At 50.9% G+C, this 19,374-nt stretch carries 14 protein-coding genes; 3 read left to right on the top strand and 11 right to left on the bottom strand.

Going from position 1 to position 19,374, the window contains the following annotated elements; translation table 11 throughout:
- Positions 1-130: 130 nt before the first annotated feature.
- On the bottom strand, positions 131-466 hold the full coding sequence (locus tag K0H60_RS19210; protein WP_220056736.1) for a hypothetical protein: 336 nt from the start codon (positions 464-466) through the stop codon (positions 131-133).
- A gap of 17 nt (positions 467-483) precedes the next feature.
- Positions 484-750 (bottom strand): Rho-binding antiterminator, encoded by a 267-nt coding sequence (locus K0H60_RS19205; RefSeq protein WP_011718569.1) that lies wholly within the window; start codon positions 748-750, stop codon positions 484-486.
- 70 nt (positions 751-820) lie between these two features.
- Here K0H60_RS19205 and K0H60_RS19200 point away from each other — a divergent pair, with 70 nt between their 5' ends.
- Together K0H60_RS19200 and K0H60_RS19195 are read left to right on the top strand one after the other, a co-directional pair.
- Positions 821-1,621: a DUF1223 domain-containing protein gene (locus tag K0H60_RS19200; RefSeq protein WP_258405767.1), complete on the top strand. Its 801-nt coding sequence runs from the start codon at positions 821-823 to the stop codon at positions 1,619-1,621.
- 171 nt (positions 1,622-1,792) lie between these two features.
- The gene (locus tag K0H60_RS19195) at positions 1,793-2,884 is read left to right on the top strand and encodes a branched-chain amino acid aminotransferase (protein ID WP_220056734.1); all 1,092 of its coding nucleotides are present in this window, start codon (positions 1,793-1,795) and stop codon (positions 2,882-2,884) included.
- Between the two features lie 58 nt (positions 2,885-2,942).
- Here K0H60_RS19195 and K0H60_RS19190 read toward each other — a convergent pair whose 3' ends face one another.
- From K0H60_RS19190 to K0H60_RS19165, 6 genes are all read right to left on the bottom strand, one after another.
- The gene (locus tag K0H60_RS19190) at positions 2,943-7,460 is read right to left on the bottom strand and encodes an EAL domain-containing protein (protein ID WP_220056733.1); all 4,518 of its coding nucleotides are present in this window, start codon (positions 7,458-7,460) and stop codon (positions 2,943-2,945) included.
- A 279-nt stretch (positions 7,461-7,739) separates the two neighbouring features.
- The gene (prpF, locus tag K0H60_RS19185) at positions 7,740-8,933 is read right to left on the bottom strand and encodes a 2-methylaconitate cis-trans isomerase PrpF (protein ID WP_220056732.1); all 1,194 of its coding nucleotides are present in this window, start codon (positions 8,931-8,933) and stop codon (positions 7,740-7,742) included.
- Positions 8,934-9,019: 86 nt separating this feature from the next.
- The gene (gene acnD, locus K0H60_RS19180; protein ID WP_220056731.1) at positions 9,020-11,623 is read right to left on the bottom strand and encodes a Fe/S-dependent 2-methylisocitrate dehydratase AcnD; all 2,604 of its coding nucleotides are present in this window, start codon (positions 11,621-11,623) and stop codon (positions 9,020-9,022) included.
- 120 nt (positions 11,624-11,743) lie between these two features.
- A complete protein-coding gene (gene prpC, locus K0H60_RS19175) occupies positions 11,744-12,871 on the bottom strand; it encodes a bifunctional 2-methylcitrate synthase/citrate synthase (RefSeq protein ID WP_220056730.1) in 1,128 nt (375 codons plus the stop codon).
- A gap of 270 nt (positions 12,872-13,141) precedes the next feature.
- Positions 13,142-14,020, bottom strand: coding sequence for a methylisocitrate lyase (gene prpB, locus K0H60_RS19170; protein WP_220056729.1), 879 nt, complete (start codon positions 14,018-14,020; stop codon positions 13,142-13,144).
- A 71-nt stretch (positions 14,021-14,091) separates the two neighbouring features.
- Complete coding sequence (locus K0H60_RS19165) at positions 14,092-14,856, bottom strand: GntR family transcriptional regulator (protein WP_220056728.1); 765 nt, start codon at positions 14,854-14,856, stop codon at positions 14,092-14,094.
- 348 nt (positions 14,857-15,204) lie between these two features.
- Between K0H60_RS19165 and K0H60_RS19160 the strand changes: the two genes are divergently transcribed.
- Entirely contained in the window at positions 15,205-15,678 is a 474-nt protein-coding gene (locus K0H60_RS19160; protein WP_220056727.1) for a 2-thiouracil desulfurase family protein, read from the top strand.
- A gap of 60 nt (positions 15,679-15,738) precedes the next feature.
- On the opposite strand, the gene yihG (K0H60_RS19155) is transcribed toward K0H60_RS19160, so the two are convergent.
- The 3 genes from yihG (K0H60_RS19155) to K0H60_RS19145 form a co-directional block, all read right to left on the bottom strand.
- Positions 15,739-16,680, bottom strand: a complete 942-nt coding sequence (gene yihG / locus K0H60_RS19155; protein WP_220056726.1) for a 1-acylglycerol-3-phosphate O-acyltransferase, YihG family — start codon at positions 16,678-16,680, stop codon at positions 15,739-15,741.
- Between the two features lie 7 nt (positions 16,681-16,687).
- Positions 16,688-17,590 (bottom strand): 1-acylglycerol-3-phosphate O-acyltransferase, YihG family, encoded by a 903-nt coding sequence (gene yihG / locus K0H60_RS19150; RefSeq protein ID WP_088212274.1) that lies wholly within the window; start codon positions 17,588-17,590, stop codon positions 16,688-16,690.
- A 100-nt stretch (positions 17,591-17,690) separates the two neighbouring features.
- Positions 17,691-19,217, bottom strand: a complete 1,527-nt coding sequence (locus tag K0H60_RS19145; RefSeq protein WP_220056725.1) for a YifB family Mg chelatase-like AAA ATPase — start codon at positions 19,215-19,217, stop codon at positions 17,691-17,693.
- Positions 19,218-19,374: the final 157 nt, after the last annotated feature.

Raw genomic sequence — 19,374 nt, 5'->3', positions numbered from 1 at the left:
CTAAGTTGAACTTGGCTTTACTCGTCCTCAACCATTGCAGCCTCAAATGATGCTGCACATCTATCGTGACAAAGTGACGCAACGCAACCTTCAATTAGAACGCGATCTTTAGTTATAACAATCGCTTCAGTTAGAAATAGCGGGCTAAGTTTGCCGGAATATTGGGGCTGTGCGAGGGATACTGCGCCTGCAAGCCTTGGGAAATGGCCTCAATATCCAGCGTTGGTAAACTTTGCTCTATGATGCTCGCAGCCCAAGGTGCGTGGAGCTTGAGTTGATGATAATCCTCAGTTTCGACAAACCGTGCCAACGAATAACGGCTGCCGCCTAATCCGTGTCCCCAACCTTCGCTAACATCAAAGGGGGAATCGAGTCGCTCGCTATCAAACTCCACCAAGTAGGGGGACTGACCGTGGTGACCTCCAGCCCAATCGCCTAATTCCAGTAACAGTATCATCCTTGTCATTTATTTATGCTCCTTTACTACCAGCTCGCAATCATAACACGGCCAAAACTGGCATGGGGATCCGTGGGCGTGATGGCGATAATGCTATCTAGCCGCAGTGTTTGCTGGCCAGCTTGATGTTCGACGACCAGCCATTCAGTCTTATCGGCGTGGGTCTGGGTCGTAATTGCCCGTGCTTGGCATAGGCTGCCGTCCTGCAGCTCAATGTCGAGGCGATAGCCGTGCATACAAGCTAGCTCAAGGTAGTCGTAGTGGGCACAGGGGATCATTTTGTAGTCAGACATCATCTTTCCTCTGGTGTGAATGATTTGGATGCGATTCAAGGTCTTCTTCTCTATTGAGGGAGGAGAAATTATGAAACGCATCCTATTAGCGAGTATTTTTTTCTGGCAGCTGTTGCAACCCGTGCTTGCTCAAACCTTGGCACCTTTTGAAGCGCAGAGTACCGTGGCTCGCCCCTATATTATCGAACTTTATACGTCACAGGGCTGCAGTAGTTGCCCGCCCGCTGAAGCTTGGTTAGCTGAGCAATTTAATAAGACCGACCTATGGCAGAAATATTTTCCGTTAGCCTTTCATGTGACCTATTGGGATTACCTCGGGTGGAAGGATATTTTTGGCCAAAGGGCTTTCAGTGAGCGCCAATATCAGCATTTAAACCAAAAGCATACGCGGCAAGTGTATACGCCACAGTTTGTGATTAATGCTAAGGAGTGGCGTGGTTGGTTCTCGGGTGAGTTAAACGGGATATTTGCTATGCCTCAGCCTGAGGTCGGTGTGCTTAAGGTGCGCATCGCCAATCAGCAACTTGAGGCGAGTTTTGCACCGCAGCCCAGTTGGGCGCAGGATAAAGACTTACATCGAGCGCGTTTGCACTTGGCCTTGGTCGGTTCAGGTTTTACGACTGAGATCAAACGCGGCGAGAATCGCCATAAACAATTACCCCATGATTTTGTGGTGCTGAGTTTGCAATCTTTGCCCGCGACGGCTTTGTTTGCGGGCGCCACAGACCCAGCGCTACAGTTTACCCAATCCCTCGATGCCATTCCCGCATCAGCGCTTAACGCGCCCCGTTTGGCGTGGGTGGTCTGGTTAACGCTAAATGAAGAACCCGCACAAGCCGTGGGCGGCTGGCTTGAGGCGCCGCAGGGCTAAATCCAAAGTCAATAAGGGGAGGTGAATGAGGCGATTTGCCTTAACGGCAAGTTGTTAAGACATCTTTTTAACAGCTTATTTTATCGGCTAAGACTTTTAGATGAATCTCACCTATTGACTTTATTCCTGCCGCTACCTAGTCTGCTTGTTCAGTAATCAAGGTGGTATGCGATGGAAATAAAATACGATTTAAAACCTGCGTCCGAACGCCGTACTGAGCAATTCAAGCCCGAAGGAAATGTGGGCTTCGGTAGCCTCAGAACCGATCATATGTTTTTAATGGATTATCGCGATGGTGAATGGCGCGATCCGCGTATTGTGCCCTACGGTCCGTTTGAAATGGCACCGGGCGCGATGGCCCTGCATTATGGTCAGTCAATCTTCGAAGGCGCCAAGGCCTTTATGCATGAAGATGGTGAAATTTACACTTTCCGTATCAACAAAAACGCTGAGCGTATGAATCGCTCTGCGGATATTGTCTGTATTCCTAATATCGATGAGCAGATGCAAATCGATGCGATCAACGCCTTGATCGACGTAGACCGTCTCTGGTTCCCGATGCAAGAAGGTGCTTGTTTATACATTCGCCCCTTTATTTTTGCGACTGAAGATCGTCTGTCTGTGAGTCCAAGTGCGCGCTACACCTTCTGCGTGGTGTTAAGCCCAAGTGGTGCTTACTACGCGGCGGGTGTGAATAAAGGCATTCGTCTGCTGATCAGCAAGACTTACCATCGCGCCGTGTCGGGTGGTACTGGTGCCTCTAAAGCGGCGGGTAACTATGCCGCCTCATTGCGTGCCGGTAAGGCTGCCGCGCAGTTTGGGGCTTCGCAGGTGCTGTATTTAGATGCCAACAACCAACAGATTGAAGAAGCTGGCGCCATGAACCACTTCCACATTCTGAAAGACGGCACAGTGATTATTCCAACCTTCACCGATACCATCTTAAAATCCATTACCTCGCAATCCATTATGGAGCTGGGTGAGTTACTCGGCTGCGAAGTGCGCCAAGAGACTGTTATGCTGGATAAGTTTATTGCCGATATCGAGTCCGGTGAGATTATCGAAGCAGGTGGTTTTGGTACGGCCGCCGTAGTGTCTGCTGTCGGTTCCTATATTTTTGAAGATGGTCGAGTGGTGACCGTGGGCAACGGTGAAGTGGGTGAGCATATTCAGCGCATCTATAAGCTGTATACCGATATCCAAAAAGGCCATATCCAGGGCCCGGATGGCTGGGTGAAACGTGTTGAGCGTGTAGCACCTTAATCGTCAGATTAATCAATAAAATAAGGCTCCTTTAGGGAGCCTTATTTTTTATCTGGTTTTATTTTATCCGTTGTTGCAACAGCGCTAAGCAATCTTGGGTACTGAGCGGTTTACTCAGCAGGAAGCCCTGTACCTGATCGCAACCTTGTAGCGCTAAGAAGTTTAGCTGCTCTTGGGTTTCTACCCCTTCCGCCACCACATTTAACTCTAGGCTGTGGGCGAGGGCGATAATCGCACTGGTAATGGCAGCATCATCTGGGTCATTAGTAATGTCGCGCACAAACTCACGGTCAATCTTTAAGGTGTCGATGGGGAAACGTTTTAGGTAACTCAAGCTTGAGTAACCTGTACCGAAATCATCCACGGCGATGGTTAAACCTAACGCCTTGAGTTTAGAGAGGATATTTACCGATTCCTGCGGATTACCCATGATCATCGACTCGGTTAATTCCAGCTCGAGCGCCTTGGCGGGCAGGCCCGATACCGCAAGAGCGACTTCGATGGTCGAGATAATATCGGCCTTCAATTGCCGCGCAGACAGGTTCACTGCCATGCTGATATCGCCAAAACCTAACTCACTCCACTCGGCAAGCTGTTGGCAGGCGTGGTTGATCACCCAATGGCCAATCTGGTTAATAATGCCGGTTTCCTCCGCCAGCGGAATAAACTCGGCGGGCGAGATCGGGCCTAATTCGGAATGATGCCAGCGTAGCAGCGCCTCGAGTCCGGTCAGAGAACCTTTGCGCAGGCAGAATTTGGGCTGATACACCAAGCTTAACTCGTTGCGAGAAATAGCCTGCTTAAGCCCCGCCTCGAGTTGCACATGGCGTGTTGCCATCTCATTGAGTTTATTAGTATAAAACTGGAAGTTATTCCGCCCGAGCGCCTTAGCGTGGTACATGGCTGTGTCGGCAAATTTAATCAGCGAATCCACATCTTCCGCATCGTTGGGATAGAGGCTGATACCAATCGAGGTTGAAATGGTCAGGGACTTATCATCGAGTAAGAAGGGCGCCTGAAAGGCCTTGAGCACTTTCTCGGAGATCAGCGTCGCCGCTTTGGTTTTCGCCACGCCTTCTAAAATAATAGTAAATTCATCGCCACCTAAGCGGGCCACAGTGTCCCCTTCGCGGACGGCATTTTGCAGTCTGTGGGCCACGGCTTTGAGGAGCAGATCGCCAATATGGTGCCCCATGGAGTCATTGATATGCTTAAAGCGGTCGAGATCTAAAAACAGCAGTGCGACGATATTATTCGACCTATGGGCTTGAGATATGGCGTGGTTGAGCCTGTCCTGGAATAAGGTGCGATTCGGCAGTCCAGTCAAGGTGTCGAAACTGGCAAGGAAGCGGAGATCCTCTTCGGCCTTTTTACGCTCTGTGATATCGGTAAACACCGCCACAAAGTGGCTAGTTTCGCCTTTTACATCGATCACTTGGTTGATCTCAAGCCACACCAGAATCGCCTTACGCGCCCTGTTGCGGATCCAAATTTCACCCGCCCAATGTTTATGGCGTAGCAGTTGCTGCTCAATACTGTTGAACAGATCTCGCTGCTGCCGGCTGTAGGCTAAGTGAATTAAATATTTATCACTGATTTGCCGCTCCGAATATCCGGTAATCGCGCTAAAGGCGGGGTTTACCGAGCGGATACGATAGTCTAAACCTGCTACCACAACGGCTTCGTTCATGCTGTTAAGCACTTGGGAGGAGAGCACCAGCTCATTCTCGATCAGCTTGCGGGAGGTGATATTACGGGTGGTGCCCGTCATCCGCATGGGCTGTTCCTGGTTATTGGTCTCAACCACTTTGCCGCGCTCGAGGATCCACAGCCAGTTGCCCGGTGAGTGTTCGATGCGATATTCCATTTCAAAAAACGGTGTGCGCCCTTGTAAATGGTCGGTCAAGACTTGTTTAAATCGCTCTCTATCCTCTGGGTGAGCATTGTCGTGCAGTAGCGTGTGGCTGCTCCACTGGGAAACCGGAATATCCGTATGAGTACGATAGACCTGCTGTTCTTGGATATTCCAGTCCCACATGCCATCGCCCGAGGCCCACAGCGCCAGTTTGAGTCGTTCTTCAGAGGCACGAATGCTGGTTTCAAACTCTTGTTGCTGTTCGCGCTTCTGTTTACGCCACAACACTATCCAGCCCAGTAGACCAAGTGCTAGCAGGACATAGAGTGCATAGGCAATTTGCGAGCGATAGAAGGGCGCTTTGACCGTTAAATCGACCAGCAGCGCATAGCTGCCCTCGCTGTTGTACTCCAAAGAATGGCGAACATGGAGCACATAGTGGCCGGGATTGATATTGGTAAAGGTGATTTCATTCCCCGAGGGCAGATCATGCCATTGGTTATCAAACCCTTCGAGATAATAACTAAAGCGATTTTTCCCCGTGTAACTGAAATCGAGTGAGGTGACCTCAAAGCTGACGAGCTGGTCGTCATAGTTCATCAGGATTTTAGGCGGATGGCTAAGATCGAGGATAGTGTGTCGCTTACCCGCAATTTTATAGGCCGTTAGGGCGACTTTGGCTTCGCTTCTTTGGTCGGGTATCGCCTTAGGACTAAAGCGGTTGATGCCGTTAATGCCACCAAACCAGAGGTCGCCATCGCTGTCTTTGAGTTTGACGCCACCGTTAAACTCTAACGCCTGCAAACCTTCTTGCTCGTTGAAGTTGATGATTTTGCCATTGGTCGGATTCAACTTGCCGATGCCCGCATTGCTGCTGAACCAAATATGGTGCTCATCGTCTTCGAGCAGGGCGTAAATCGTGTCGCTCGGCAGGCCTTGTTCGCGGGTGTAATCCCTAAAAACCATATCCTCGGCTTGAGCCGATAGCCTGCTAATACCGCCGTGGGTCGCGAACCAGACGTCACCATTACTTGCGACTAAAACGTCTCGAATCCGATTGTTAATAATGGTGTTTTTATTTTCTGGGTCATGGTAAAAGGCTTGGCCTTGACCCGTTTGCATATCGAGTTTAACTAAACCATTGAGTGAACCAATCCACAGAGTATTGCCGTCGGCTCTGAGCATCAGCAGCAGGTTTTGTGTGGGATGAAAATTCTCAATATCTGTGAGTGGAACAGAGGTAAACTCATCCTTTTCAAGCGCTTTTCGATACAAGGCGTGGAAGGTCGCTACCCAGAGTTGGCCCTGAGCATCTAGCTCTAAGCTACGAATATAGTTCGCTTCTGAGGCCGGATCTTGGCTTTGAGTAAGCTTAAGCAGAGTAAATTCACCGCTCGGGGTTAAACGTCCTAAGCCATAATTGCTGGCAAACCAGAGTACACCTTGTCTGTCTTGGGTGAGCGCACGCAGGACAAGATTTAAATGGCGCGTTTCTTTACCGAGCGCCTTAGCAAAAGCCGAAGTGTAATGCTCATATTGTTTAGCATTAAAGGCTAAGCGCTTGAGGCCTGCGCCTTCGGTACCTATCCACAGTGCTTTATCCTGACTACGAAACATGGTGCGGATATTATTGCTCTGCTGAGGTAATTCGGTTGTATATTCAAATAGATGTTGGAAGTACTGCCGACGGGTGTTGATCTTGTTCAAGCCAGAATAACTTCCCCCGAGCCAGAGATTGCCGAAGGTGTCTTGCAATAAACAGAGGATATTATTGTCGCTGATACTGTTGGGACGCTGCATATCGTATTTATGATAAGCCGCAACGAAACGCCCCGCCTCACGCTCCAGCTGAATAAGACCCGCTTCGGGGCCGACCACCCAAAACTGTCCTTGGGGTGTTTGAATAAAATCCTTGAGGTAAGGAATATCGTCCTCTGCCTGCCAGAGAATACTCCCTTGGTGTGAAACCAAATCGTAATGCCAAAGCTGATTGCCCAGCGCTAAGGTGATGGCGCGAGTCGAATTCGCTTTAATCTGGTAGGCGGTCAGATCCTGCGGCACATTCAGCCTAGTGATGGCATTTGAACTCAACGCAAAGGTGCCGCTGGCCCTTGTTCCCGCTAGTAGATAGGTGTTTTCAACATTGGCGAGGCTAGTGATATGTGGCTCGACGCTGTTGCCGAGGGAGACTTGCGTGATCCGCTGAGTTTTTATCGACAGTGAAAACAACCCGCCTTGGGTACCAATCCACAACGTATTGCCGACAATATTGAGTTTGGTCACTCTAGGATCGGTTAGGCCCTGTTCAAGGCCAAAGCGCTCAAAGGTACCCGTATTGAGATCGAGCCGATTAACTCCTTGGCTAAAGGTGCCAATCCACAGATAGCCTTCCGCATCTTGAATAATGTCGGAGATAAAGCTTTCTGAAATGCTGCTGGGATTATTTGGCGAATGAATAAAGAGATTGAAATTATAGCCATTGTAACTATGTAGGCCGTCCTGAGTTCCAATCCAAAGCATACCCGCGCTGTCCATAAACAGGCTGGTAATTGTATTCTGATTTAAGCCTTCTTCGCTGCGGATATGTTCAAATTTCAGCTGTGTGTTAGCCGCATTTAAAGGTAATGCTGAGCCTGTGAGCGGCGCCCCGCACAAGCTTAGTAAGCAGAGCGCGCCGAAGAAAAGTTTAAGGACTGGATGGCTCAAAATTACCCCTATCAAAACCCATTAACCCATTACTGGGAGGTATTATGCATTTACCTTGGGGATGCCGCGTGTAGTGCAACGAAAGACGCAGCTCAGTTAAAAGTTCAAAATTAATAATCAGTATATTCACGGATTTATAGGACGCAAAATGCTTGTTGTTATTATTTGCTGTCGGGGGGATTTTAGCAGTTTTTACCGTATGTCGACACAAGCTGGTAACACGATGAGACAAATAAAAAAAGACCTTGCCGGAAGGGGGAGAAGCAAGGTCTTTGGTTGAACTCTTTTCTTGGCTTAAGCCGTAGGTACGCGAACAAAGCCTTCCATTAGCACGCGGGCACTGCGGCTCATAATGGCTTTGACGACAGTCCATTCGCCGTTTGTTTGCATGGCCTGCGCGCCGACGCGAAGGGTGCCTGATGGGTGACCAAAGCGCACTGCTTCTTTTTCACCACCGCCTGCCGCGAGATTCACTAAAGTGCCAGGAATCGCCGCCGCTGTGCCAATCGCCACAGCAGCCGTGCCCATCATCGCATGGTGTAATTTACCCATGGAAAGGGCGCGAACCAGCAGGTCGATTTCCTCTGCTGCGACAGCTTTACCACTCGATGAAACATAGCTTTTCGGCTTAGCCACAAACGCTACCTTTGGCGTGTGTTGGCGTGCGGCCGCTTCATCAATATGCTTGATTAGCCCCATACGCACCGCGCCATGGGCGCGAATGGTTTCAAACTTGGCAAGGGCGGTGTTATCGCTGTTGATATCGTCCTGCAGCTCAGTGCCCGTGTAACCTAAGTCTTCGGCATTGATAAAGATGGTCGGGATGCCCGCGTTAATCATGGTCGCCTTAAAGCTGCCAACGCCCGGTACTTCGAGCACATCCACTAAGTTACCCGTGGGGAACATGCTGCCACCATCTCCGTCTTCATCGGCTGCGGGATTCATAAATTCGATTTGCACTTCGGCGGCGGGGAAAGTCACGCCATCGAGCTCAAAATCACCAGTCTCCTGCACTTCACCATTGGTGATAGGGACGTGGGCAATAATGGTTTTAGCGATATTGGCCTGCCAAATACGCACGGTACAGATACCGTTTTGCGGGATGCGCTCGGCATCAATCAGGCCATTGCTAATGGCAAAGGCGCCGACGGCGGCGGTTAAGTTGCCACAATTTCCGCTCCAATCCACAAAGGGTTTGTCGATTGATACTTGGCCGAATAGATAGTCAACATCGTGGTCTGCTTGGGTGCTTTTAGACAGAATCACGGTTTTGCTGGTGCTTGAGGTAGCGCCGCCCATACCATCAATCTGTTTACCATAGGGATCTGGGCTGCCAATCACGCGCAGCAGCAGGGCATCTCGAGCTGGGCCGGGTACTTGGGCCGCCTCAGGTAAGTCCTGTAAACGGAAAAACACCCCTTTGCTGGTACCGCCGCGCATATAAGTTGCGGCTACTTTAATCTGGGGCGGAAACGGATTCTTGCTCATGCTATTAACTCCAAGGGGAATAGCGAAAAGGTTAGCGTTGATATAGGCGGCAAGCTTGTCGGCATTGCCGCCTTTTAGCGCGAGTCTTACTTCAGATTTGACTCTAAAAAGTCCTGCGCAAAACGTTGCAGCACGCCGCCAGCCGAGTAGATAGACACTTCTTCTGCGGTATCTAAACGGCAGGTCACTGGCACTTCGACACGCTCACCGTTTTTACGGGTGATGATCACAGTCAGATCTGCACGTGGTGCTATGTCACCATAAACGTCAAACACTTCAGTACCATCGATGCCGTAGGTCGCGCGATTCTCGCCCGCTTTGAATTCCAGCGGTAATACACCCATACCCACTAAGTTAGTGCGGTGAATACGCTCGAAGCCTTCGGCAACAATGGCCTCAACGCCCGCTAAACGCACGCCCTTGGCGGCCCAGTCACGGGATGATCCCTGACCATAGTCGGCGCCGGCGATAATGATCAGCGGCTGCTTACGATCCATATAGGTTTCAATAGCTTCCCACATACGAGTCACTTGACCTTCTGGTTCGATACGCGCCAGTGAGCCCTGTTTCACCTTACCATCGACTATCGCCATCTCGTTTTTAAGTTTAGGGTTGGCAAAGGTCGCGCGCTGGGCGGTTAAGTGGTCGCCCCTGTGGGTGGCATAGGAGTTAAAATCTTCCTCTGGCAGACCCATCTTATGCAGGTATTCACCCGCCGCACTGTCCATCATAATCGCGTTCGATGGCGATAAATGGTCGGTGGTGATGTTGTCGCCTAATACGGCTAGAGGACGCATGCCCTTGAGGGTACGCTCGCCCGCTAATGCGCCTTCCCAGTAAGGTGGTCGGCGGATATAGGTCGATTGTGGACGCCAGTCGTACAGTGGCGTGACCTTATCGCCGTAGTCGACGCTTAGATCAAACATCGGCTCGTAGACTTTGCGGAACTGCTCCGGCTTAACGCTTTTCGCTATCACGGCATCGATTTCAGCGTCGCTTGGCCAAATGTCGATGAGGCGAACTGGGTTGCCGTCTTTATCGTGACCTAACACATCCTTCTCGATATCGAAGCGGATGGTACCTGCGATCGCATAGGCCACCACTAACGGCGGGGATGCGAGGAAGGCTTGCTTAGCATAAGGATGGATACGACCGTCGAAGTTACGGTTACCAGATAACACGGCGGTGGCGTAAAGGTCGCGGTCAATCACTTCCTGCTGGATAACAGGGTCGAGCGCGCCGCTCATGCCGTTACAGGTAGTACAGGCAAAACCGACGATACCGAAGCCTAGGGATTCAAGTTCTGGCAGCAAATTGGCTTCTTCTAAATACAGTTGCACTGCTTTAGAGCCGGGGGCTAAAGAGCTCTTAACCCAAGGTTTACGGCTTAAGCCCTTGGCATTGGCGTTGCGTGCCAGTAGGCCCGCCGCAATCACGTTGCGTGGGTTACTGGTGTTGGTGCAGCTGGTGATAGCGGCAATAATCACTGCGCCATCTGGCATTAGGCCGGGTTCGTTTTCAACCACGCCGCTGATGCCGCGTGCGGCAAGCTCAGAGGTTGGCACGCGGGCGTGTGGGTTAGAAGGGCCTGCGATAGTGCGCACTACCGATGACAGATCAAAGTGCAGGGTACGTGGGTATTCTGCATGTTTAAGATCATCGCTCCACAAACCAGTTGTCTTCGCATAGGTCTCAACCAATTTAACTTGCTCGTCGCTACGGCCCGTCAGGGTTAAGTAGTCCAGCGTTTGTTGGTCGATGTAGAACATGGCGGCGGTGGCGCCAAATTCAGGGGTCATGTTAGAGATAGTTGCGCGATCGCCGAGTGTTAAGGCCTCTGCGCCTTCACCGAAGAACTCTAAGTAGGATGAAACCACTTTTTCCTTACGCAGGAATTCGGTCAGGGCTAAAACGATATCGGTGGCAGTAATGCCAGGCTGCGGTTTGCCCGTTAACTCAACGCCGATAATGTCTGGCAGACGCATATAAGAGGCGCGGCCTAACATTACGCTTTCGGCTTCGAGTCCACCCACACCAATAGCGATAACGCCCAGCGCATCTACGTGTGGCGTGTGACTGTCGGTGCCCACTAAGGTATCTGGGAAGGCAACGCCATCGCGCGCATGTACCACAGGTGACATACGTTCTAGGTTAATTTGGTGCATGATGCCGTTACCCTGTGGGATAACATCAATGTTTTTAAAGGCTTTTTGCGTCCAGTTGATAAAGTGGAACCTGTCTTCGTTGCGTCTGTCTTCGATGGCGCGGTTTTTTGCAAAGGCGTCCTTATCGAAGCCGCCGTATTCCACTGCCAGCGAGTGGTCAACAATCAGCTGCGTTGGCACCACAGGGTTAACCTGCGCTGGATCGCCACCCTTAGCGGCAATCGCATCACGCAGACCCGCAAGATCAACCAGCGCAGTTTGGCCCAAAATATCGTGGCACACGACGCGGGCTGGGAACCAAGGGAAATCCAGTTCTTGTTTTGATTCAATAATTTGTTTTAGTGAGGCGGTGAGCGCCTCTGGCTCGCAGCGACGGACTAAGTTTTCAGCGAGTACTCGAGAGGTGTAGGGCAGTTTCGCGTAGGCGCCGGGGCTGATGGCTTCAACGGCTTCACGGGTGTCGAAATAGTCGAGCGCTGTGCCTGGTAAGGGCTTGCGATATAAGGTATTCATGGCTGTGGTCATAACCTAACCTATTACTTCAGTTTTTATTGCTTCAGAGCGTAAGTATTTGTGTTTGCAGAATATTTACGCCAGGGGCTTATATTGAAACTGACGCCTAGGCGCCAGTTTCTGTTGTATCGATTAACGGTCCGAAATTGGCACGACTTTACGTAACGCCACACCCACATAATCAGCACTTGGGCGAATAATGCGGTTATTTGAGCGTTGCTCCATCACGTGTGCAGTCCAACCCGTTACACGCGAACATACGAAGATCGGGGTAAATAACTTAGTTGGAATGCCCATGAAGTGGTAAGCGCTGGCGTGGAAGAAGTCAGCGTTACAGAAGAGTTTTTTCTGTTCCCACATCAGTTCTTCACAGGCGACTGATACGCGGTAGAGGCGATCGTCACCGAAGTCGGCAGCCAGTTTCTCTGACCATTCTTTAATGATGGCGTTACGTGGATCCGATTCACGGTAGATGGCGTGGCCAAAGCCCATGATCTTCTCTTTACGCTCGAGTTTACCCATCAGCACATCACGGGCATCGGCTTCGTCTTTCATGTCTTGGATCAGTTCCATCGCCGCTTCGTTAGCGCCGCCGTGCAGCGGGCCACGCAGTGAACCGATAGCACCAGTCACACAGGAATGCATATCCGACAGGGTTGATGCACACACACGGGCGGTAAAGGTAGAAGCGTTAAACTCATGCTCTGCATACAGAATTAACGATACATCCATCACCTTAGCGTGCAGTGCCGATGGCGCTTTGCCATGCAGCAGGTGCAGGAAGTGGGCACCGATTTGCTCGTCGTTAGTTTCAGTCTCGATACGCACGCCATCGTGGCTAAAGCGATACCAGTAGCAGATGATCGATGGGAACGCCGCCAGTAAACGGTCGGCAATGGCGCTTTGCTCGTTAAAGCTGTGCTCGGCTTCAAGGTTACCCAGCATAGAACAACCGGTACGCATTACATCCATTGGATGGGCGTCGGCTGGAATGCGTTCCAACACTTCTTTTAATGCTTGCGGCAGGCCGCGCATGCCTTTTAATTTGGTTTTATAGGCTTCGAGTTGTGCAGTGGTTGGCAGTTCGCCGTAAAGGATGAGGTGAGCGACTTCTTCGAAGGTCGCGTTTTCAGCCAGATCCTTTACATCGTAACCGCGGTAGGTCAGGCCGCTGCCCGATACACCGACTGTACTTAATGCGGTTTCACCCGCGCTTTGTCCACGTAAACCAGCACCTGATAATTTTTTTGCGTCTGACATAATCCTTCCCTTCCGTTAACTCTATGTGATTATTGCGGGTGCGCGTTTAACGCTGGCCCTCTTTATGGGTTAAAGCTGCAATCTGGGCGGGTGTTCCTGCCTCTGTAGGGTTGCAGCATTGCGGTGATGGTTGCCTGTCCTTTGAGGTCATAAAATAACAGTGGCAATCCATCTGGGTATCAGTAACTACATGAAGCTTGAGCTTCTACTGACCATCCATTGTCTCTTTCTTGCTGTTCAGTTGCCTCAGTATGAGAGGCTTTAGCCGCCTTACTTATCTTGGCTAAACAGTTGATCTAACTTGTCTTCAAAGGCGTGGTAGCCCAAGTATTGGTACAGCTCTTTACGGGTCTGCATGGTGTCGACCACGTTGCGTTGATGACCGTCATTCATCAAGGCTTGCATCACTTTCAGTGCAGCTTGGTTGGCCGCGCGGAAAGTACTTAATGGGTACAGCACCATGTCGGCCCCAGCTTCAGCCAGTTCTTCTTTGTTGAACAGCTGGGTTTGGCCAAATTCGGTCATGTTCGCCAGGATCGGCGCGTTAACATGGGCTTTAAAGTGGCGATATTGGTCAAGTTCAGTTAAGGCTTCGGCGAAAATCATATCGGCACCCGCAGCAATATAAGCCTTAGCACGCTCGATACCTGCTTCTAATCCTTCAACGGCAACCGCATCGGTACGCGCCATGATCACAAAGTTAGGATCGGTACGGGCATCGACGGCAGCCTTGATACGGTCAACCATTTCCTCTGTGCTCACCACGGCTTTGTTCGGTCTGTGGCCGCAGCGTTTTTGCGACACTTGGTCTTCCATGTGAACGGCGGCAACGCCTACTTTTTCAAACTCTTTAATGGTGCGTGCGATGTTAAACGCGCCGCCCCAACCTGTGTCGATATCGACCAGTAATGGCAGCTTGGTTGCAGAGGTAATACGGCCCGCATCGATTAGCACGTCGTTCATTGAGGTCATGCCTAAATCCGGTAAACCGTAGGAGGCGTTCGCCACGCCAGCGCCCGATAAGTACAGGGCTTGAACACCGGTTTGCTCCGCCATCAGGGCGAAATAGGCGTTAGTGGTACCTACGATTTGCAGGGGGTTTGAATTGGCTAGGGCTTGGCGGAAACGGAGTCCGGCGCTTTGAGTCATGGTCTTGTCCTTATCTTTATCAGTATTTGTATCGACGCTCAGCGAGCATCGTGAGTTGCTTTTGCCGCCTATCAGCTGGCGGCATTGGCTTGTAATTCAATCAAGCGTAATTCGGTATTTTTACGGCCTTGCTCAATGTGGCGGCGCATCAGTAGCCCAGCTAATTCGCCGTCTCGTTGGGCGATGGCTTCGACAATACGTCTATGTTCGGCAATCGCTTTTACTGGGCGATTCTGGTTGGTGCATTGGTAGCGGTACATCCGCAGCAGGTGGTAGAGACCACCGATCAGGGTTTCCTGCAGGTGCTTATTGCCGCTGGCTTGAATGATTTGGTAGTGGAAGTCGACATCGCCTTCCTCCTGAAAATAGGTGTCGCCATTGGCTAAGGCCGCTTCTTGTACGGCGAGCAGGTCTTGCAACTTCGCAAGCTGTTCAGGGGTGATGCGGCTGGCGGCGAGTTCACAGGCCATACCTTCGAGCACACTACGTAATTGGTAGAGATCGTTCAGTTCACTCACTGTGAGCTGGGCAACGCGGGCGCCAACATGCGGTACACGTACGACTAAGCGTTGTCTCTCAAGGGTTTGCAGCGCTTCACGGGTAGGGCCGCGGCTGATGCCGTATTTTTCGGCCAGAGCTTGCTCGTTGATTTTACTTCCAGCAGGCAGTTCACCCTTAATGATGCTGGTTTGAATTTGCACCAAAATTTGGTCGGCTAAAGTGGTCGACGATTTTTCGCTGGCGAGGGATTTCACCTTATTCGTTGTGCTCGTCGCGGCATGGGCCACTGAGCTTGGGGTGTCATCTGTGGGGAATATGGTCTCTTGCTTCAACATACTTCGCATCACTCGTTGATTGCTGGATTGTCGACAATGGGTAAAAAATAGTCCCGTTAAAGATTATTGTCAACAATGTGTTTACTTAGACGTAAGTCTATATATTTAGCTTAAATAATGTTAATCGCTGTATTTATTAATTGTTTTGTGGTTTTTTTGATTTTGATTATTTTTTATTCTCTATTTTGTAATTGATAATTGTCGACAATTTTGGTGTTGAGTGATGTCTGATAGTGCTATAAAACGCAGCTTTTACCCCATTGCGACTTATTGAGTACAATGCTGAGAAGGTATTGGTTGGCACTCATAGGGTTAAGGCTCTCGGGGTTAAGGCATTAGGGGGACAATATGGAGAAAATCCTCATTAGCAGTTGTTTGCTCGGGCAGGCGGTACGTTATGACGGTGGTCATAATCTGCTGCAAGACGAGTGGATGCAGCGATGGCAGCGAGAAGGCCGCATAGTGGCGTTTTGTCCTGAATGTGCGGGCGGATTACCCACACCAAGGCCTGCGGCCGAACGTGTCGGCGAGGCAGTGCTAACGGCGCAGGGGGAGGATGTAACAGCGGCCTTTAGGCTGGGAGCACAAAAGGCGCTTGTTCTGGCTCAGGATCAAGGTATTAAGATTGCGATTTTAAAGGCGCGTAGTCCTTCCTGTGGCAATCAACATATTTATGATGGCACTTTCAGTAAACGTTTAATCGCAGGACAGGGAATGACGGCGGAATTACTGCAGGCGGCGGGTGTGAGCGTGTTTAATGAAACCGAATTAGCGCAAGCGGCAACGAGGTTGGCACAGCTTGAGGCGGAATCAGCGGGCTAGGTAAGCCTAACCCGCTATCGACTCACTTTACGTTAGTGAAGCTGTATTCGTAAATCTGTATCAGTGAAGCTGTGTGTGGGTGCTGGTGGCGCTATCCGTCAGCTGTCGATGTTGCAGTAATAACGCATCGATTTGCTCGTCCTTCTCGACCCAAATTTGGTTTAACCAACGCTGAAACTCGACGCGGTACTCGGATTCGGCAAAGTAGCGAGTCGCATCGACTTGCGGCACAGGTAAGGCGCGAACTCGCACTACAATCTTATGCACTTTGCCGTTCATCACGCCGAATAACACATCATCCGGTGCATCGGGATACACTAAGGTCACATCCAACAGATTGGTAAATTGCTCACCCATGGCCGACAGGGTAAAGGCAATACCGCCCGCCTTAGGACGGAGTAAATGGCGGTAAGGCGAATCCTGACGCTGGCGCTTGTCTTCGGTAAAGCGGCTGCCCTCAACATAGTTAATGATCGAGGTGGGCATATTTTTAAACTTCTCACAGGCGCGGCGAGTGGTGGCTAAATCTTTACCCTTAAGCTTTGGATTTTTCTTGAGTTTTGCCGGGCTGGTTCTGTCCATAAAGGGCATGTCGAGCGCCCAGCAACCTAGGCCCATAATGGGGACATAGATCAGCTCTTTCTTGAGGAAGAACTTCAGCATAGGGATATGGTTACGCAGCAGATAGGTTTGCGCGGCAATATCAAAGCCACTGAGGTGGTTACTGATCAACAAGTACCAGCCGTTTTTATCCAATCCTTCGAGGCCTTGGACATCCCACTCGATTTTGGCAATCAAATATAAAATGCCACCATTGCAGCTCGCCCATGCCCACATAAAACGGTTCATCAGTGCGGTCACGGCGTTGCGTGCACTTGGGACTGGCATCAGCATTTTCACTACACCACCGAGGCAAACCAAGGTTCCCCAAAGAGCGGTGTTAATGATCAGCAGGCTCAGACTGAGAATAAACAGCACTGGGCCGGGAAGGAAATTCAACATAGAGGTTTTACCTTACTTCTTGGTCCGCTTGGCCAGCCAGTTGGCTGAGCACTTGGTCTTTAGCGAGCCAAATGTCGTTCAATTGTTCTTGGAAGCCAATTTTGAAATCACGGTCATTCATGTAGTCGCCACGCATGTCCGGCGCGATATCACTCACTTTGATGTGTACTTTAACCTTTGGCAGCTTGCCTGTCAGGTAGTCCCAAAAGCTAGGGACTGGCCCCGGGTAGTAAATCGCAACATCCACTAACTTGTGGATCTGTTCTCCCATCGCCGATAGCGCGAAGGCCATGCCGCCCGCTTTGGGTTTTAACAGATGTTGGAACTGTGAGTTTTGCTTTTTATGTTTAGCCTTAGTAAAGCGCGTGCCCTCGACAAAGTTCATCACACTGACGGGTTTTGTCTTAAATTTCGCGCAGGCTTTACGTGTAATTTCAATATCTTTGCCTTTAAGCTTTGGATTTTTCTTCAGCTGTGCCGTGCTATAACGGCGCATAAAGGGAAAGTCCAATGCCCACCACGCCAGTCCTAATACTGGTACATAAAGCAGTTCCTGTTTGAGGAAGAACTTCAGGAAGGGAATGCGGCGGTTAAACACCCGTTGCAGGATTAAAATATCTACCCAAGACTGATGGTTAGCAATCACCATATACCATTCTTTGGTCGAGAATTGGGTGTCACCCGTGAGTTCGACGTCGACTGGGTGCAGCACACGTTCAATCACACCATTGACGCTGATCCAGGCACTCGCGCAAAAGTCGAGAAAGTAGCTGATGGCCGTTCTCAGTGGTGGCAGAGGGATAAGCTTTATCAGGCTGCCGAGCACTATAGGTATAACCCAAAACAAGGTATTCACGACATAGCCTAAGAAGGCAATGCAGCCTTTTAATTGTGAAAACAGCGTCCCCATTAGTGCCTCCTGATAAAAATTGGAGGCCTATGTTACTCGGTGTCGGCGTTTGGCTCAATCTTACGGCAGCTGGTCGGGGCATTTGTTAACATTTTGAGCCTCAATACTGCTGGGATAAGCGAGCTAATAGCTTGTCCATGGCGCGATAACCTAAGGCTTGGGCGAGGTGGCGCCGTTCGGTATTGGGGGCTTGCTCCAGATCGGCAATGGTGCGGGCAACACGTTGAATGCGATGAAAGCTGCGAACGGATAACCCAAGCTTGACGACACTCTGCTCTAAAAAGCCTAAGTCGGCGTCGCTGAGGCCGCCGAATTGTTTTAGTTGTTTTCCCGAGAGTTCACTGTTGAGCACGCCAGCTCGCGCCAGTTGACTATCGCGGGCGCGTTTGACTCGCTTAGCGATTTCATCACTGGTTTCGCTGGCACTTGTTGGTTGTGTGAGTGTGCCCGCGGGGAGTTTGGGGACTTCGATGGTGAGGTCGAACCTATCTAAGAAAGGCCCCGACAGTCTGGCGAGATAACGCTGAACCTGATCGGGTGTGGCGCGGTTCGCCCCTTCAATATCGCCGCTGGGACTGGGATTCATGGCGGCGATCAACTGAAAGCGGCTCAAAAAGGTTAACTTAGCGGCGGCGCGGGAGATCACTACTTCGCCCGTTTCCATGGGTTCACGCAGGCAATCGAGCACCTTACGGGGGAACTCGGCGACTTCATCCAAAAACAACACCCCGCGATGGGCGAGGGAGATTTCCCCCGGTTTAGGAATGCTGCCACCGCCGACCAAGGAGATGGACGAACTGGTATGGTGCGGCGCGCGAAATGGCCGCTTCAAAAAATCCTGCGGTTTGATATTAATGCCCGCCACCGAATGAATGGCGGCGACCTCTAATGCCTCTTCGTAATTGAGTATGGGCAATAAGGCCATAATTCGGCTGGCTAACATGGTTTTGCCTGTGCCCGGCGGGCCAAGCATCAATAGGTTATGGTTTCCGGCCGCGGCGATTTCGAGGGCTTGTTTGGCTTGATACTGGCCTATGACGTCGCTCAGGCAAGGCGGGGTGGTTGGCGCCTCATCGCTAATCCATTCGAGCTGTTGCTCGAGCATAGGCAATGGCGCCTGTCCGTGGAGAAACGCGGCTAAGCTTTGCAGATGGGAAGCAAAATAGACGCTGTGATAGCCCACAAGCTCGGCATCGTGGCGATTCTCTAAGGGAAGAATTAGCTGATTGTTATGACGTTTAGCCGCAATGATGGCGGGCAGTAACCCTTGGCAATGGCGTATCTGCCCGGAGAGCGCGAGCTCACCGACAAATTCGGTATTTTTAAGGCTGCTGGCGGGGATTTGCTCCGAAGCCGCCAGAATGCCTATGGCAATGGGCAGATCATAACGCCCCCCTTGTTTGGGTAAGTCCGCCGGCGCGAGATTAACCGTTATCCGGCGCATGGGGAATTCAAATCCCGCATTAATCAAGGCGCTGCGTACGCGCTCACGCGCTTCTTTGACCGAGGCTTCGGGTAAGCCCACCAGATTAAAGGCGGGCAGACCATTACTGAGATGCACTTCAACGATGACTTCTGGAGCCTCAACACCGCAACTGGCTCGGGTATGCACGCAGGCTATCGCCATAAACAAATCCTTTTGTTGATCTTTTTGCGCAGAATTTGAGTGTAGCAGTAATTCGCCTAAGGGTTTTCAATTCACATGGCCGTTGTCCGCCTGCGCCGCAAGCGGCTGACTCAGGCGGTAGCGTTAGCGTGACAGCATTGGCAGCTTGAACGGTTAA

Source organism: Shewanella mangrovisoli, assembly GCF_019457635.1.
Lineage (GTDB): Bacteria > Pseudomonadota > Gammaproteobacteria > Enterobacterales > Shewanellaceae > Shewanella > Shewanella mangrovisoli.
This window is presented reverse-complemented; position numbering and strand designations above follow the sequence as displayed.

Bases quoted from the DNA above. Each gene is read 5' to 3' on its own strand.
- K0H60_RS19210 (WP_220056736.1), bottom strand. From the start codon at position 466: ATGACAAGGATGATACTGTTACTGGAATTAGGCGATTGGGCTGGAGGT.
- K0H60_RS19205 (WP_011718569.1), bottom strand. From the start codon at position 750: ATGTCTGACTACAAAATGATCCCCTGTGCCCACTACGACTACCTTGAG.
- K0H60_RS19200 (WP_258405767.1), top strand. From the start codon at position 821: ATGAAACGCATCCTATTAGCGAGTATTTTTTTCTGGCAGCTGTTGCAA.
- K0H60_RS19195 (WP_220056734.1), top strand. From the start codon at position 1,793: ATGGAAATAAAATACGATTTAAAACCTGCGTCCGAACGCCGTACTGAG.
- prpF (WP_220056732.1), bottom strand. From the start codon at position 8,933: ATGAGCAAGAATCCGTTTCCGCCCCAGATTAAAGTAGCCGCAACTTAT.
- acnD (WP_220056731.1), bottom strand. From the start codon at position 11,623: ATGACCACAGCCATGAATACCTTATATCGCAAGCCCTTACCAGGCACA.
- prpC (WP_220056730.1), bottom strand. From the start codon at position 12,871: ATGTCAGACGCAAAAAAATTATCAGGTGCTGGTTTACGTGGACAAAGC.
- prpB (WP_220056729.1), bottom strand. From the start codon at position 14,020: ATGACTCAAAGCGCCGGACTCCGTTTCCGCCAAGCCCTAGCCAATTCA.
- K0H60_RS19165 (WP_220056728.1), bottom strand. From the start codon at position 14,856: ATGTTGAAGCAAGAGACCATATTCCCCACAGATGACACCCCAAGCTCA.
- K0H60_RS19160 (WP_220056727.1), top strand. From the start codon at position 15,205: ATGGAGAAAATCCTCATTAGCAGTTGTTTGCTCGGGCAGGCGGTACGT.
- yihG (WP_220056726.1), bottom strand. From the start codon at position 16,680: ATGTTGAATTTCCTTCCCGGCCCAGTGCTGTTTATTCTCAGTCTGAGC.
- yihG (WP_088212274.1), bottom strand. From the start codon at position 17,590: ATGGGGACGCTGTTTTCACAATTAAAAGGCTGCATTGCCTTCTTAGGC.
- K0H60_RS19145 (WP_220056725.1), bottom strand. From the start codon at position 19,217: ATGGCGATAGCCTGCGTGCATACCCGAGCCAGTTGCGGTGTTGAGGCT.